At 64.8% G+C, this 15215-nt stretch carries 14 protein-coding genes and 3 pseudogenes; 9 read left to right on the forward strand and 8 right to left on the reverse strand.

Annotation, left to right across the window (positions count from 1 at the left end; genetic code table 11):
- Nucleotides 1–196 precede the first annotated feature (196 nt).
- Nucleotides 197–454 carry a hypothetical protein gene (locus tag ACLP25_RS08100; protein ID WP_442468701.1) on the reverse strand — a complete coding sequence of 86 codons (258 nt, stop codon included), beginning with the start codon at nucleotides 452–454 and terminating at the stop codon, nucleotides 197–199.
- Nucleotides 455–458: 4 nt separating this feature from the next.
- Nucleotides 459–704, reverse strand: a complete 246-nt coding sequence (locus ACLP25_RS08105; protein WP_442468702.1) for a hypothetical protein — start codon at nucleotides 702–704, stop codon at nucleotides 459–461.
- 782 nt (nucleotides 705–1486) lie between these two features.
- On the opposite strand from ACLP25_RS08105, the pseudogene ACLP25_RS08110 reads away from it, so the two are divergent.
- From ACLP25_RS08110 to ACLP25_RS08130, 5 genes and pseudogenes are all read left to right on the forward strand, one after another.
- Nucleotides 1487–2362: pseudogene (locus tag ACLP25_RS08110) on the forward strand (alpha/beta hydrolase).
- Between the two features lie 28 nt (nucleotides 2363–2390).
- Nucleotides 2391–2759, forward strand: coding sequence for a DUF2147 domain-containing protein (locus tag ACLP25_RS08115; RefSeq protein WP_442468703.1), 369 nt, complete (start codon nucleotides 2391–2393; stop codon nucleotides 2757–2759).
- 40 nt (nucleotides 2760–2799) lie between these two features.
- Nucleotides 2800–3820: pseudogene (locus ACLP25_RS08120) on the forward strand (Lnb N-terminal periplasmic domain-containing protein).
- 93 nt (nucleotides 3821–3913) lie between these two features.
- Nucleotides 3914–4378, forward strand: coding sequence for a hypothetical protein (locus ACLP25_RS08125; RefSeq protein ID WP_442468704.1), 465 nt, complete (start codon nucleotides 3914–3916; stop codon nucleotides 4376–4378).
- Between the two features lie 76 nt (nucleotides 4379–4454).
- Nucleotides 4455–5852, forward strand: coding sequence for a porin (locus ACLP25_RS08130; RefSeq protein WP_442468705.1), 1398 nt, complete (start codon nucleotides 4455–4457; stop codon nucleotides 5850–5852).
- Nucleotides 5853–5903: 51 nt separating this feature from the next.
- On the opposite strand, the gene ACLP25_RS08135 is transcribed toward ACLP25_RS08130, so the two are convergent.
- The 5 genes from ACLP25_RS08135 to ACLP25_RS08155 form a co-directional block, all read right to left on the reverse strand.
- Nucleotides 5904–6185 carry a hypothetical protein gene (locus ACLP25_RS08135; protein ID WP_442468706.1) on the reverse strand — a complete coding sequence of 94 codons (282 nt, stop codon included), beginning with the start codon at nucleotides 6183–6185 and terminating at the stop codon, nucleotides 5904–5906.
- Between the two features lie 390 nt (nucleotides 6186–6575).
- Nucleotides 6576–7244, reverse strand: coding sequence for a dienelactone hydrolase family protein (locus ACLP25_RS08140; RefSeq protein WP_442468707.1), 669 nt, complete (start codon nucleotides 7242–7244; stop codon nucleotides 6576–6578).
- A 35-nt stretch (nucleotides 7245–7279) separates the two neighbouring features.
- On the reverse strand, nucleotides 7280–8221 hold the full coding sequence (locus ACLP25_RS08145) for a DMT family transporter (RefSeq protein WP_442468708.1): 942 nt from the start codon (nucleotides 8219–8221) through the stop codon (nucleotides 7280–7282).
- A gap of 290 nt (nucleotides 8222–8511) precedes the next feature.
- Nucleotides 8512–9432 carry an outer membrane protein gene (locus tag ACLP25_RS08150; protein WP_442468709.1) on the reverse strand — a complete coding sequence of 307 codons (921 nt, stop codon included), beginning with the start codon at nucleotides 9430–9432 and terminating at the stop codon, nucleotides 8512–8514.
- Between the two features lie 186 nt (nucleotides 9433–9618).
- Nucleotides 9619–10482, reverse strand: a complete 864-nt coding sequence (locus ACLP25_RS08155) for a LysR substrate-binding domain-containing protein (protein WP_442468710.1) — start codon at nucleotides 10480–10482, stop codon at nucleotides 9619–9621.
- A gap of 180 nt (nucleotides 10483–10662) precedes the next feature.
- Here ACLP25_RS08155 and ACLP25_RS08160 point away from each other — a divergent pair, with 180 nt between their 5' ends.
- The 4 genes and pseudogenes from ACLP25_RS08160 (at nucleotide 10663) to ACLP25_RS08175 (ending at nucleotide 14601) form a co-directional block, all read left to right on the forward strand.
- Nucleotides 10663–10938, forward strand: a complete 276-nt coding sequence (locus tag ACLP25_RS08160) for a DUF1127 domain-containing protein (RefSeq protein ID WP_442468711.1) — start codon at nucleotides 10663–10665, stop codon at nucleotides 10936–10938.
- Between the two features lie 78 nt (nucleotides 10939–11016).
- On the forward strand, nucleotides 11017–12609 hold the full coding sequence (gene aceB / locus ACLP25_RS08165) for a malate synthase A (RefSeq protein ID WP_442468712.1): 1593 nt from the start codon (nucleotides 11017–11019) through the stop codon (nucleotides 12607–12609).
- 347 nt (nucleotides 12610–12956) lie between these two features.
- Nucleotides 12957–13229 (forward strand): annotated as a pseudogene (locus tag ACLP25_RS08170) (hypothetical protein); the annotation flags it as partial.
- A 184-nt stretch (nucleotides 13230–13413) separates the two neighbouring features.
- Nucleotides 13414–14601 carry a glycosyltransferase family protein gene (locus ACLP25_RS08175; protein ID WP_442468713.1) on the forward strand — a complete coding sequence of 396 codons (1188 nt, stop codon included), beginning with the start codon at nucleotides 13414–13416 and terminating at the stop codon, nucleotides 14599–14601.
- A gap of 44 nt (nucleotides 14602–14645) precedes the next feature.
- Here the strand turns inward: ACLP25_RS08175 and ACLP25_RS08180 are convergent, their stop codons facing one another.
- Entirely contained in the window at nucleotides 14646–15098 is a 453-nt protein-coding gene (locus ACLP25_RS08180) for a DUF2214 family protein (protein ID WP_442468714.1), read from the reverse strand.
- Nucleotides 15099–15215 lie beyond the last annotated feature (117 nt).

The following is a 15215-nucleotide window of genomic DNA, read 5'->3' on the forward strand; positions in this document are numbered from 1 at the left end:
CTATCGCGCCGGCCACGGCGCCAAGAACATGGCCGTCGTCCGCCGCTTCGTCCTCAGTCTCCTGCGCGCCCACAAATCCAAGGGAAGCGTCAAAACCCGAAGGAAAGCCGCTTCTTGGGATACCGACTTTCTCTTGCAGATCCTGCAAATGAAATGACCGTTAACCTGGATTCCGAGCCGTGGGCTGGGAACGGGCTCATCCCTCATCGATAAACGCGCGCAGGGCCGCCGGGATGCGCACGACGATACCCCTGTAGCCCTGTTCGATTAGCCCGAGCGCCGCCGGCCGCCCGAGCATGATACGGACCGTGCCGCGCGCCAGGCTCTCCGCGCCTGCCAGGTCGTCCTGGTGATCGAAACGTCGGCCGGCGCCGGGTCCACCGGATCGGCGAAACGGCGGCCCCCCCAGTCGCAACAGCACCGCGGCGCAGCGACGCTCAGTGTCCCCGATCATAAGATCAGCCGGCAATATCGAGGCGGATGTCGCCGAAGAGGAGCGTGGGCTGGAGAAAAAACTGCCACCAGTCGGGGCGCTCTTTGAGCACCTTTCTGACCGCGCCAGCCACGCCGTCGTCTTGGCGGTCGCCTCTATCCGACACGACCGCCGTTGGCGCGAGGATTTGAGTGCTGCCGATCCAGAAAACCGGACGCGCGAAATGCATTGTCGGCATGTCGTGGCGGCCGAGAACCGTCCTCAGTTCCATGATGCCGAAGGCCGGGTTATTTCGCTTTTTCTTCGCCGCCGGTCTGGATCAGCGCGCCGGCCTTCAAGGCGCTGCCAGTGACAGCGCGATAGAATCGCGCTCCGGAATTCAACCGTTGTGCCGCGGAGCCAGCGGCCGTGGCTCAGGACGTCCATGCCTTCGTCATGGTCCATGCCGGAGCCATGTTAGCGACAAATTGTCTCTGGAAGCCTCGAATCGGCTGAAAACGGCAGTTTGGGAATCGATCACGTGCTAAGGGGAGTCAAGACAAGGCGAGAGTGTGGCAAGACCCAAAAGACTTAGTTCAGTATCCAGGAAGAGGCCTCATGTCGGCAATCAGCAGGACAAAACCAAGGCGCCGGCGATGCCTTTAACATCATTGATCACTTCAACGAAGTGATGAAGAGCGTCGGCCTCTCGGAGGATAAAACGCACTCCAAGGCGACCTGCGGAATTGAGGGGCTGATATCACTGATGGTCGCAGGCGCTCGACGGTTTCCACTTCGTTGACGTGGGTCCGTCTGCGATGACCGCTATCGATATTGGCCGTCTTGCTTGTCGTCGCGCCCCTGGTGGCGTGCGCTTCGAGGCCGGAAACCGGCTTTCTCGCCTCCGTCCCGGTGAGCGCGCCAGGCGCCACCGATCACACGGTGTTGATCGCGACGACCCGTCAGCGGGACCCGCGGCCAGGCACATTCTTCAATGGCGAGAGGGCCCCTTCCCTCGACTACGCCGAGATCACCGTCTCGGTCCCGCCAAACCATGTTCCCGGCCAGGTCGAAATGGCGTCGACCCCGCCCGGAGACCCGAATACCAATTTCGTCGTACTCGACGGGGCGTACCTGGACGGCGAGAAGGCGTTCGTTCACGCGCTGAACGCTCAGCTAGCGAAGCATCCGAAGGGAAGCCGCAGGGTGTTCGTGTTCATCCATGGCTACAACACGATGTTCGCCGAGGGGCTCTATCGTTTCACCCAGATCGTCCAGGACTCGAAGGCCCCTGGAGTTCCGGTGCTGTTCACCTGGGCGTCGCGCGCAAAGCTCGCAGATTATGTCTACGACACCAACAGCGCCACGGCGGCGCGCGACGGTCTCGAACACGTCCTTCGCCTTGCTTTGGCGAGCAACGCCGACCGGGACGTCCTCGCCCATTCGATGGGCAATTGGGTCACCGTCGAGGCGTTCCGACAGATCATGGTTTCGGGCGACCTGAAGAACGTGAACAAATTCGGCTAAGTCTTCCTCGCGGCGCCGGATATCGATCTCGATGTGTTCAAATCGCAGATGCGCCGCATCGGTAGGCCCGACAAGCCGTTCTACGTCGTCGTTTCAAAGGACGACAAGGCGCTCGGAGCATCGAGTTTCCTCGGTGGCAAAGAAACGCGGGTCGGCGACGTTCCCAACGACGCGGAGCTGGCGGCGCTCGGCGCGACGGTCATCGACCTGACGGATGTCAAGGCCGACGACCCGACCAACCACGGCAAGTTCGCCCAACTGGCCGAGGTGGCGCCCAGCCTGCTACCTGTCCTCGGGCAGGGAGTCGGCGCGAGGCCTGGCTCCTCCGCCCAGGCCGAATCGCTCAGGGGCAACGTCGGCACGGTCGTGTCGCTTCCGGCCACGTTCCTTGGCGCGACGGTCAATATCATCCGGGGCGAATAACCGCTCAAAATCGAATGGAGGCTTCCTTATGAAACTTTCAAGCCTTGCTCTCGCGGCTTTCGCCGCAGCGCTGCTCCTCTCGCCGGCCCTGGCCGCCGAACCCTATGGCAAGTGGGTGCGGCCATCGAACGGGGCCGAGGTCAGTTTCTTCAATTGCGGCGGCAAGCTCTGCGGCAAGGTCGTCAGCAAGGGGACGAGCAGCGCCAAAGTCGGCACGATGATTGTCGGCGGCGCGGCCAAGGTCGGCGCCAACGAATGGAAGGGCAGCCTGTTCAATCCCGACGACGGGAAGACCTATTCAGGGGTGATCACGCTCGTCGGCGCCGATGGGCTCAACCTGAAAGGCTGCGCGCTTGGAGTCTTCTGCGAGGGGGAGACCTGGCGCAGAGTGCAGTGACGCAAATCGATCGTCCCCGTCGCGGCGGGGGGCCATGACTATGAGGCGTATCGCTTCGGCGACTCTCTGGAGTTGCGTATCGGTTCTGCTCATCGCGCCGCTCGCCGCGTGGGCGGTCATGGCGCTGTGGTTCAGGCTCCCCGCGCCGGAATGGGCGAAGGTCGCCGCCGCGGGCGCCTTCGTAGCCATCGCGCTTGCGACCGTCGCCGCGGTCTTCTCCCACCGTCGCTGGGCCGGGCTGTTGGTGTTCGCGCTCGCTTTTGGCTTGGTCGCGATCTGGTGGAGCACGATCGAGCCGCCGGCAAACGGCGATTGGGCCCCCGATGTCGCGCGGCAGACGACCGGGACGCTGAACGGCGACATTCTGACGCTTTCCGACGTGCGCGACTTCGACTGGCGCACCGACAACGACTTCACCGAACGATGGAGTCCGCGCTCCTACGACCTTTCCAGGCTCAAGACGCTCGATCTCTTCCTGATCTATTGGGCCGGGCCGGAAATGGCCCACCTCATCATGAGCTTCGGTTTCGACGACGGTGAGAAGCTCGCCTGGTCGATCGAGATCAGGCGGCAGAAAAGCGGCGCGTATTCGCCCGTCGCGGACGCCTTCAAGACCGACGCCCTCGTGTCCCCGGCCACGACCGAGCGCGACTCCGTCCGCTTGCGCGCCAATGTGCGCGGCGAGGACGCGCGCCTCTACCGGCTGCGAACGTCGCCGGAGAAGGCCCGCGCCCTGCTGCTCGAATATGTCGATGAGGCGAACGGGCTGGCGCAGCGCCCGGCCTTCTACAATTCCATCGCGACCAACTGTACGACGGCAGTCGCAAAGCTGATCCGGGCCGCTGGCGGAACCTTGCCGTTCGACTGGCGGCTCATCGCCAAATGGCTATCTGCCGGGCTACCTCTATGACCGGGGCGCGGTCGTCACGACGATTCCCCTGAGCGAACTGATGGCGCTCGCGCGGATCGGCGAGCGCGCCAAGGCGGCCGATCAGTCGCCCGACTTCTCGCGGCTGATCCGCGTCGGCGTTCCCTCGCCCCTCGCGCAAGTCGCCCAGTGATGCGGCCGCCGGACTCGTCAGCGCGGTTTCTTGGTCGCCATTACGTGTCAACGCGATCTGTTTGGGACACGACAGGTAGGCGGAGAACGGACGATGGATGGATTCATTTCGGAGCGCGCGAGCTGGATTTGGGGCCTGTCGCTCATTGTCCTGACGGTGGCAATGCACGCGTTGGGGGTGGTGGCGATGGCCCTCACAATGGTGGGGATACGGGTCCGGGTGGAGAGGCAACCACTTGGCCTACTGGCTGTGATCCCGATCGTGACGGGCGTGATCGCAGCGGTCGGACTGCTGCTGGCGACGATGCATGTAGTGGAGGCTGGTATCTGGGCGACCGCGTATTTGTGGTTGGGGGCGATCCGTTCGCCTATGGATGCGATCTTCTATTCCGTCGACTCGTTGACGACGCGGGGCGCCTCGGGTGTGGTGCTGGAACGGTCCTGGCGGATGATGGGCGCTTTGGAGTCGGTAGACGGCATGCTACTATGCGGTATCAGCACGGCCTATATTTTCGCGGTGATACAGGTGTACTGGCCGACTCTTTCCCGCCGTGACTGACGCTGCAGGTCGTTCGGTTGCGATCAACTCGCGGTCGACAACGACAGCTGGAATTGTTCTGTTGGCGGCGCTCGGCGTGGCCAGCCTCGCTGACGCGGCCGATCTCCCGACCACCAAGGCCCCCGAGCCGCCAAAATCGGCACCGAATTGTTGGGTCAGCCTTTGGGACGTTCTCAATACGTCCTTTTCCGACTGCCCGCTGAGCTATGCCGGGATCACGCTTTACGGCACGCTCGACGTCGGCGCCGGCTACAACACCGCCGGCTCGCAGTTCAACGGCAGCTACGAAAAGGGCGTCTTCTACGAGATCAAGAAGCCCAGCCAGAGCGGCCGGTGGTCCTGGTTTCCCAACGCGCAGAGCACCTCGGTGGTCGGCGTGAAGTTGGAAGAGCAGCTTTACCAAGACTGGCTGCTGATCGGGGCGGTCGAACTCGGCTACAACCCCTACTCGCTGATGTTGATCAACGGGCCGCGCAGCCTCGCCGACAACAACCTCAATTCGGCGGCGTTCCAGACCGCCCATGGCGATTCGAGCCGCGCGGGACAATGGGACAACTCGCAAGGCTTTGTCGGCGTCAGCAACAAGACCTATGGCACGGTGACGTTCGGCCGGGTGAACGCGCTGGCGGCCGAAGTCATCTCGGCTTACGATCCGGTTAGATCGAACGCCTTCTCATTCTCCGGCTCGTTCGCCGGCCTGGGCTCGACCGAGCTTGCGCGCGTCAACACGGGCTTCGTCTATCGCTTGGAATACCAGAATTTCCGCGTGGCGGGCCTAGCGCAGGTCGGCAACGGTTATGCCTTGGGCAACGGCTCGATGGGCGAATATCAGGGCCAGATCGGCGCCACTTTCGGCGGGTTTTCCATCGATGGCGTCGTGAGCTACGCGAAGGATGTCGTCAGTCTTTCGTCTTACGCGGGCACCGGCTTGCCCGCGGGATACGACCCCAACGCGATCCTGAAGGCCACGCTTTCGAACAACACTGGCTTCGTGCTCGCAGCCAAGTATAAATGGGACCCATTCGAGGTCTATGCTGGGTATACCTGGGTGAGGCTCGCGAATCCATCAGACGCGTTCCCGGGCGGCTTTCCGACCATAGCGCTCGGGGTTTTCGTCCCGGCAGGCGCGGCGAATGCGAGCAACTATGACGTCAACCGAATCCTCAACTCGTTCTGGGTGGGCGGAAAATGTGCCATATCGAGCAGCCTCAGCGCGAACATCGGTTTTTACTATCAGAATCAGAATGATTACTTGCCGGCGCCGGCGACCTGCACAGGCTACAGCACCGGAACGAGCAGCAGCAAATGCGCCGGCAGCAAGTCCGCCATCTCCGGCCTGATCGATTACAAGCCGTTCAAACGCGTCGACATTTACGTCGGCGTGATGGTCTCGAACGTATACGGCGGCTTCGCAAGCGGGTATTTCAAGTCCCAGAACATCGACCCGGGCGCCGGCATACGCGTCCGCTTTTGACGGCGAGGCTCGAAGCGAGGGAAGTCACTCGTTCGCCGCCGTGAATCTCGGTCAGAAGGTGGTGTCGAGACAACCCATCATGCAATCCTCGGGATCGCGGCTTAGCCCGTCGCTATCGTTCTGGACCGCGGGCGGGGTCATGGGTTTGGCCAGGGCCGGCGCGCTCTGCGCTGTCGACCCCGCGGGAACCGCCTTCTGCGTCGTCACGGGGCGGTGGTGAACGCTTTGGTGGTCGCGATGGACGGCTGTGGCGCTTTCTTCGGCGGCATAGGCCGCAGTCGGGCTTGCCAGTGAAACGGCAAAAGCCAGGGCAAAAGTGTTCGACCTCTTCACTTCACGCTCCCGTACTCCAGCGAAAAAGTGCGACTCCAAAGGCAGAATTGAACTGGCGCCACCAGCCAGTCTTTTCGCAAGAGATTACGTCGAGACGACGGACGGTCGCGAGGCGATCTTTCGTCGTTGAATCGGTCGCGACGAACTCCCGCTCTGGACGGAATTTCCCTGTTCACGGGCGGACACGTGGACGGCAGGATTCCGCCTTTTTGAGACATCCTGGGTCACGCGTAAGCCGTCAAGTTTCTTGCTATCGGCGACGGCCCGAAAGTACACCGCGGCGTGGGCAGCCACGGAGACCGGCCGTCGCGCCAAGCTGATCCTCCGTCGCGAGCGGCCCCAATCGCTTTTTTGTTCGCACGACGCCCGGCTGCCGACCGCGTCCGCGCCTCACCCCAGATGCCGGCGGAAGAACTCCAGCGTACGCTTCCATGCGAGCGCGGCGCTCGGGGCGTCGTAGCTTGCGCGATGGTCGCAGTTAAAGCCGTGGTCGGCCGGGTAGGTGTACACCGGCGCGTCCGGGCGCTCCGCGGCAAACGCCTTCACGTCCGCGATCGGGATATGCTGATCCTTCTCGCCGAAGTGCAGAATGGTCGGAATTTTCGGCTTCAGATCCTTGAGGCCGAGAATCCCGCCGCCGTAATAGCCGACCGCGGCGCTCAAGTCCGGCAACTGCGCCGCAGCCATCCAGGCAATCGTACCGCCGAAGCAATAGCCGACAATGCCGACCTTGCCGCCTTCCCTGGCGATCTCGGTCGCCGCCGCCGCGTCGCGCAGCACCTGCTCCCGGTCGACCTTGGCGACTACGGCCATGCCGCGAGTGCGCGAGTCCGGGTCGTAGCCGACGTCGAAACCCTTCTCGACATGGTCGAAGATCGCCGGGGCGACCGCCAAAAAGCCCTCGGCGGCGAACCGGTCGGTCACCTCGCGAATGTGGGCGTTGACGCCGAAAATCTCCTGGATGACGACGATTCCGCCGCGCGGCGCGCCCGCCGGGTCGGCGCGCCAGGCGGCGATCGGCCGGGCGCCCTCGGGTTTCAGCTCGATCCAATGGCCCATGTCGTTCTCCCGTTTGCTTTTCCCTTGGCCCCTTGTCAGCGGGCGGAGACGGATTTGGCGCGGGCGCCGGCTTGAGCGATCACAATCCCGCCGACGACGAGAAGCAGCGCGAGGACGTGATAGGCCGCGAACGGCTCGCCGAGCAGGACGACGGCCATGATCGCGCCGAACACCGGCACAAGATTGACGAACACGCCCGCGCGCCCCGGCCCGATCAGTTCAACCCCCCGCATGTAAAACATTTGCGACGCAAACGCCGGCCCGAGCGCGACGTAGGCCAGCGTCATGAGTCCCGCCGCGGTCGGCCAGATGAAGCCGCCGGAGTCGATCTCCCAGATCATCAGCGGCACGGAGGTGACGAAGGCGGCCAACGCCATGCCCGCGAGCAGGCTCAGGCCGGAGACCGGGGGGCGCTCGCGCAAGGCCACCGTATAGCCGGCATAGAAGACAACGGCCACCAGCATCATCGCGTCACCGCTGTTGAAGTCGAGCGCCAGGAGCGTGGCGATATTGCCCTGAGCGGCGATCGCCGCCACGCCGGCCATGGTGACGACCGCGCCGAGAGCCTGCAGCGCAGTGAAGCGAATGCCGAGGGCCGCGCGCGCCCCCAGGAGGACAAAAGCTGGAATGCCGCCCTTGATGATCGACAGGTTGAGCGCGCTGGTGCGATGCGCGGCCACATAGAAGAGCGCGTTGAACCCGGTGTAGCCGAGCGCGCCCATCGCGAGCAGATAGGGCCAGCTGGCCCGGAGGACCGGCCAGTCGTGACGCAGCGACGGCCGGGCTGCGGCCAGAATAGGCGCGAGCGCGATGAGCCAGCGCATGCAGGTGAGCGTCATCGGGCCAATCTGCCCGACCGCCAGACGGCCGACGATCGAGTGGCCGGCCCAGATCAGGGTCGTCAGCACCAAAAGCAGGATCGGATTGGCCCAGGCGGAGCGGAGGATTCCCGTCTGCGGCGCGGTCGCGTCGGTCATGGGGCCTTAGAGGCGTGGAAAACGGAGTCGGCGGCCGCGCTTTTCCTTTGCGGGGCCGCCGGCGGGACGCCATCGCTACAATTCGGCGCCGCCGATGGCAACAATGGTCGCGCCGCGAGACGGAGGAGGCGCGGGGGCTCACGACGATTTGAACGCGATCGCTATTCCGAAGACCGCGCTGCACGCGCGGTTGGCGACCGCGCAGGGGGATCCACAGGTCGTCACGAGACCGGCGTCCTTGCGGATGCGCTATGGACCCGGTCCTACAACGCGAGGGCGCAATCGGGCGGTCAGTAACGTGCGACGACCGGCGCTGGCGCCGATTGCGGCTCGGGGACGAGCCAGATGAGGCCAACGCGTACGTCGTTGGAGGCGAGCGCGTTGCGCGAGGTGGCGGCGACGCCCGCCCCGCCGAGGCAGGTCTGCACGCCGGCGACGCAATGCAGTCCCCCGACCGCGATCGTGCCGAGGTTGAGATAGCGGTAGCTGATCTCGAGCTTGAGGTCCGGCGCAATGTCGAAGTCGAGCCCCGCGGTCAGGGCCCAGGCGAAATTCGTCCGCGAGGCGTTGGAGAAGACGCCTCCGACGGGCAGGGCCGCGCCGGCGCCCGAGACCGCAAAGCCCCGGTCGGACACGCCGGAGAGCGCGTTGTCCGCGACGCCGATCCCGGCGCCGACGAAGGGCTTCGCGCCCCAGTAGTCGCCGAGATCGACATAGCCGTTGACGAGCGCGACGATCGACGAGACGCCGGCGCGGAGCCGGTTGGCGGCGCGGAACGATCCGGCGCCCGCGAACGGCGCCGGATCGCTGATCGCGTAAGAAGACTGAAGACGGCCGCCGAAGCGATATTCCAGCGTCCCGTCCATCCGCAGCCAGGGCGGCAGGAGGACATAGCCGACCCCCGCGTCGACCGTTCCGGACGGCGTGAGCGTCGCGCCGCCGAAGGAGGCTGCCGCAAAGGGCGAGAGCACGGGAAGCGCAAAGCCGGGCGCGCCGGCGCCCGCCGTCCCGAGGTCGGGCGCCGGTTCGAAGCCGGCGCCGACGTCGCCGCGCAAATACCAGCCGCTGAATTCCTCGGAGGACGCGGTCGCGGCCGGAAGCGCGGGCGCGGGAGGAAGATCGACGGCCAAGACGGATACGCTCGACGCGAGGGTCAGGCAGCCCGCGAGGACCGGCGTTCTCCAATTGGCGAGAAGTGTCCAATTGGCCATAACCGTCGCCCCTCGCCAAACACTTGGGCGACGGCTGTTCGCGCCCGCAACAAGAACGGGGAAAACCTGTCACGGGGCGCTTAACAGCTTCTTAAGCTTAACCGTTAACCTTGAGGAAACGCGGGAAGGCTGTGGTCCTTTTCCCACAAGGGGAGAGGCGCGAAGGGAACCGCAGGCCCCGGCTGCTCACGCTGCGCGGCGGGCCGGCAGGCTGACCGTCTCGCGAATGGCGTTCGCCAGCGCTTTGGCTTCTTCGCTCGGACGGCCGGGCGCATGGATGAGCCCCATCCGGGTCAGCGGCAGTTCGGGCAGTCCCTCGGCGGCGCCGAGAATGCGCAGGCCTTCGCCGACCATCGATTCGGGAAGCGTGGTGATAGCGAGACCGGCCCGGACGACCGTGCCGATCGCAGAGAAGTTCTTCGAAAAGAACAGGCCCCGGGTCGGGCGCGCGGCTTCCGCGAGCGCCTCGTCCGCCTCGCGCCGCCAGAGACACGAGACGGCGCCGAGCGCCAGCGGAATCGGCGCGCCGTCGTCGATGTGAAACCGTTCCGAGGCGGCCCAGACCAGCGGCTGCTCGCACAAGAGCTCGAAGCCGTGCAGTCCCGGATGGTCGGTCACCAGCGCCAGTTCGAGCGCGCCGGCCGAGACCTGCTGGGCAAGCTCGGGCGAACCTTCGCACGACACCGACACCTCGACCATGGGATGCTTGCGGGTGAAGCGGCCGAGGATCTCGGCGAGGTAGCTCTCGGCGTAATCGTCCGGGATGCCCAGCCGCACGGCGCCGCGCAGACCCTTTCGCGACAGCGCGGCGACCGCGCCGGCCTCGATCTGCACGATGCGGCGGGCGAAATCGATCAGGCTCTCGCCCTCGGCCGTGAGCCGCGCGCCCCGCCCCTGCTTGACGAACAGGGCGCAGCCGAGCTGCTCCTCGAGCCGGCGTATGTGCATCGACACGGCCGATTGGGTCTTGTGGACCCGCTCCGCCGCCTTGGTGAACGAGCCCGTGTCGACGATGGCGAGGAACGAGCGCAGCTGGTCGGTGTCGAGCATCGCAATCCATCCGATTATGTTATCGGTTTCCTTACAAACATTCGTTAGACCGATCAATCGAAAAGCGATAGATGTAGATCGTTCCCAGATCGGGGGACGGTCTCACAGCATGATTCGCTTTCAGCGGCGCCGCCTCCCGCGGCGCAGAACAGGTGTTCACGCCCAATCCGGAGACAGATCATGATGCCTTCGTTCGCCAGAAGAGCCTCGAGTGAGGCCGCGTCGGCGCTGAGCCGCGCCCTGCGTTGGCCCGCGCGGGTCGGCGCCGCAAGGCGCGCCATGAGCCAGCTCGCCCGCATGTCGGACTACGAGTTGCGCGACATCGGCTTGACCCGGCAGGACGTCGTCGATGTCAGCGCGCTGCCGCTGGACGAAGATCCGACCGCATTGCTCGCCCGCCGGAGAGCGGCGGCGCGCGATCGGCAGACCGGCGAACGCGCGGACCTCGCGGCTTGAGGCGTTGGCCCTCCCCAAGGGCGGCGAAACGGTCTAGGAAAAACGCCTCGGATCGTCGCCGCCCAACCGGAGGAGCCCATGACCGCGCATTCGGCCGGAATCCATGTCCATGCCCACCCGAGCGCCCGGCAGGCGGAAATCCTTAGCCCCGAGGCGCTCGCTTTTCTCGCCGACCTCCACCAGCGTTTCGACGTCCGCCGGCGCGAGCTCTTGGCGCGGCGGATGGAGCGGCAGAAGCTGTTCGACGCCGGCCAGCTTCCCCATTTTCTGACCGAGACGAAATCGGTGCGCGACGGCGACTGGACGGTCGCCCCGATCCCGGCTGATCTCCTCGACCGGCGAGTCGAGATCACCGGGCCCGTCGACCGCAAGATGATCGTCAACGCCCTGAACTCGGGCGCCAAGGTGTTCATGGCGGATTTCGAGGACGCTTCGTCCCCGATGTTCGCCAACATGATCGAGGGCCAGGCCAACCTGAAAGACCGCTGGCAAGGCCGGATCGACTTCACCGACCCGGCGAGCGGCAAGGCCTATAGCCTCAAGCCCGATCCGGCCTTGCTGATGGCGCGCCCGCGCGGCTGGCACCTGCCGGAGCGCCATGTGACCGTCGACGGCCGCGAGATGTCCGGGTCGCTGTTCGACTTCGGTCTCTACGTGTTCCATTGCGCCAGGCCCCAGATCGCTCAGGGCGCGACGATCGCCTTCTATCTGCCGAAGATGGAGAGCCATCTCGAGGCGCGTCTCTGGAACGAGGTCTTTTCCCACGCGGAAGGAGCCCTCGGCGTTGCGCACGGATCGTTCAAGGCGACGGTGCTGATCGAGACGCTGCCGGCGGCGTTCGAGATGGACGAGATTCTTTACGAATTGCGCGACCACATCGTCGGCCTCAACTGCGGCCGCTGGGACTATATCTTCTCGTTCATCAAGCGGCTCGGCAAGAATCCTCAATTCCTGACGCCCGACCGGTCGGTGATGACCATGGGTCAGGCCTTCCTCAACGCCTACTCGCTGCTGCTCATCAAGACCTGCCACCGCCGCGGGGCCTTCGCCATGGGGGGGATGGCGGCGCAGATCCCGGTCAAGGGCGACGCGCACGCCAACGACGCGGCCTTCGCAAAAGTGCGGGCTGACAAGGAGCGCGAGGCGGGCAATGGCCACGACGGCACCTGGGTCGCCCATCCCGACCTCGTGCCGGTTGCGATGGAAGTGTTCGACCGGCTGATGCCGGGACCCAACCAGCTTTCCGTCAAGCGCGACGACGTCGACGTGACGGCGGCCGACCTCGTCGAGATGCACAAGGGCAAGCGGACCGAGGAGGGCCTGCGCGAGAACATCCGCGTCGGCGTGCAGTACATCGAGGCGTGGCTCAGGGGCCGCGGCGCCGTGCCGATCTACAACTTGATGGAGGACGCCGCGACCGCCGAAATCTCGCGCGCCCAGGTGTGGCAGTGGATCAACCTGAAGGCGAAGCTCGATGACGGCCGCGAGGTGACGCCAGAAATGTTCCGCGCCGCGCTCGCGGGCGAGATGGAGCGGGTGAAGGGCGAGGTCGGCGCCGAGGCTTACCCGGGCGGCCGGTTCCCGGAGGCGATCCAGCTCTTCTCGGACATGTCGCTCGCGCCCGCGTTCGAGGAGTTTTTGACCCTGCCCGGCTATAGGCTGATCGACTGAGCGCTTCTGTAGCCGCGCTCGGTGGCCCGGAAAAGGGCGATCGACGTCCGCAGGAGCGCGCGAACGGCGACAGCTCCCGTATCCTCGCGCCATTGCGGCGGCGCAGACGGGGATGAGCGCGAAGAGGTCGGCTTCAACGTAGAGCGCGAGGCGCAACCGCGCGACTTCGCCGGCCGGCGGGCGGAAGGCGGAATCCGCCCGGGGTGCCGCCGCCAGATGACAAACGCGAAGGCCTGCGCGAGAACATCCGCGGCGGCGTGCGATTTATCGAGGCCTGGATGGCGGCCGCGGCGCCTCGCCCATCTACATCCTGACGGAGGACGCGGCGACCGAAGCTCGACGACGGGCGCGAGGTGACGCCCGAAATGTTCCGCTCGGCGCTCGCCGGAGAGATGGAGCGGGTGAAGGGCGAGGTTGGGGCGGGGGCCTACGAAGGCGGGCGCTTCCCCGAGCCGATCAAGCACTTTTCGCACATGTCGCTCGCCGATGAGTTCGAGGAGAATTTGACCCTGCCGGCCTACCGGCTGATCGACTGCGCGGCCCTGTCGCGGCGGTCGATGAGCGGCGGCGGCGCGATCGCAGATCGCGCCTCCATGACGCCGAAACCGGACGCCCTTTGAAGGGGCGCCGCGCATGTCGGGACCGGGCTTGAGCAAGCCAGTATTCACTGATAACATGGGAACATGACACGCAGCCCGAAAAGCGATCTTCTGCGTCGTGTCGAGAAGCGCCGCACAATCTACTGCAAGACGCGAGTCGGGGTGCGCGGGGCCACCGATCGTCAGGCGCTACACGGAGGGGGATGTGGATAGCGAAATCGCAACGGGACATCCCGCGACGACCCGCGAATCGGCCGAGTTGACGGAGCAGACAGATCTTCTTCGTATGAACGTCTTCGTGCTGCTGAATCGCGCGCTCGATGTGTCCGCATGGAGGGAGAATTTTGAGAGTGGAGATTTGCCGGACGGGACGCCGTATGGCTTTCACCTGGCGCAGTCCGATACATGCAAAGTTTCTTTTTCCCGCCCGACGAAGTCGACGCTTGCTGCCCGCTCGTTCAAATTTGTCCTCGGTTTTGACCTCTTCCATGCGTTGAACAATTGGCGGTCGATTCAAAGCTCCGACGTCGTCTGGACGATGAGCGAGCGGGAGTATCTGGCTGCACTGTTCTTGATGGCGTTAGCTCCAAAGAAAAAGTCGCCGAAGGTCCTAGCTCAGACGATTTGGCTCTTTGACCGTTGGGAAAAATTGTCCACCGTACGGAAAGCATTTTATCGGTGGTTGATTGCACGGGCGGCCGTGTTGACTGTTCATTCGAAATCCTACCTGGGTCTGGTCCAGAGCATGTTTTCCGAAGCAGACGTACGACTAACATATTTTGGAATATCGGCGGACAGTTTTCCTCTCGCCCAACCCATTGCGGAGAATAGAACCGGAAAGTTGCGCATTTTCTCGGCCGGAAATGACCAATCCCGGGACTGGGGGACATTGTTCGAGGCGCTCGGCGGCGACGAGCGGTTCGAGGTCGTGGTCGCAATCAGGGGAATCGAGGCAAAGCAGGTCCGGCGATTCTCGAACTTTACCGTCTTGGATCCGGCTAACATCGCGGGCTTCCGCGCGAGCTATAGCTGGGCGGACTTCACTGTCATTCCGATGAAACCGAACCGATATTCAGGTATCACCGTGGCGCTTGAAGCCACCGCTTCGGGCAGCACGCTGATTTGCTCCGACACCGGCGGAGTCCCGACCTATTTTTCTTACGACGAGGCGATTTTCGTTCCGCCCGGCGATCCTGTCGCCCTCAGAAATGCAGCGCTCGCGGTCGGCGCCGAGGAGCGGCGTGCGATTGCGAGCCGGGCGCAACGCCGTTTCATCGAGCGGGACTACACGACCAAAGGTCTGGCGAGGCGGCACATCGAACTGTCACGGGAGTTGCTCGGCGTCGAACTTGTTCAGGTCCCCCATGCTTCGATCGCGCATTGCGACGTCTGATCTTCACGCTCGCGTCTTGAGCCGCGAAGTCTGACGGGCAAGCGTCATCGTCCGGTGGCGAGCGCCATCGCCGCGGCGCAGAGCGGGATGAGGGCGAAGAGCGCAGCCTCAAGGTAAAGCGCCCTGCGCAGCCGCGCGACCTCGCCGGCGGGCGGGCGGAAGGCCGGGGTTTCGCGGAGCTCCCGCCGCCAGACGATGAACGAAAAGGTCGGCGCGACCGAGATGACGGCGATGGTCACGAACAGCGCCATCTTGATCCAGAAGAAGACGTTCGCTTCGTAGTAGTCGACGCCCTTTGCGTCGAGGAACACGCGGGCGAGGCCGGCGGCCAGGGCGATCGCCGCCATGACGCCGAACCACGCGTCGATCCGGGCGAGCCGCAGGATCGCGCGGTCGTCCAGGACGGCCGCCGTCAGCGCAAGCTCCGCCGCCAGGATTGCCGCGAGCGAAAACACCGCCAGATGATGGAAGCTCGCCAAGAGCCAGTCGAGAAACATGGAATGCGCCTTTAGCGGCGCGATTGTAGCCGCGGTGGATGACTGCGGCCAGACGCGCCTTTAGGACCGGGCCGGCGACCCTGCCGCGGCGCGCTTAACGAGCGCGCCTTACAGAAC

It is taken from the genome of Roseiarcus sp. (assembly GCF_052145395.1).
Classification (GTDB): domain Bacteria; phylum Pseudomonadota; class Alphaproteobacteria; order Rhizobiales; family Beijerinckiaceae; genus Roseiarcus.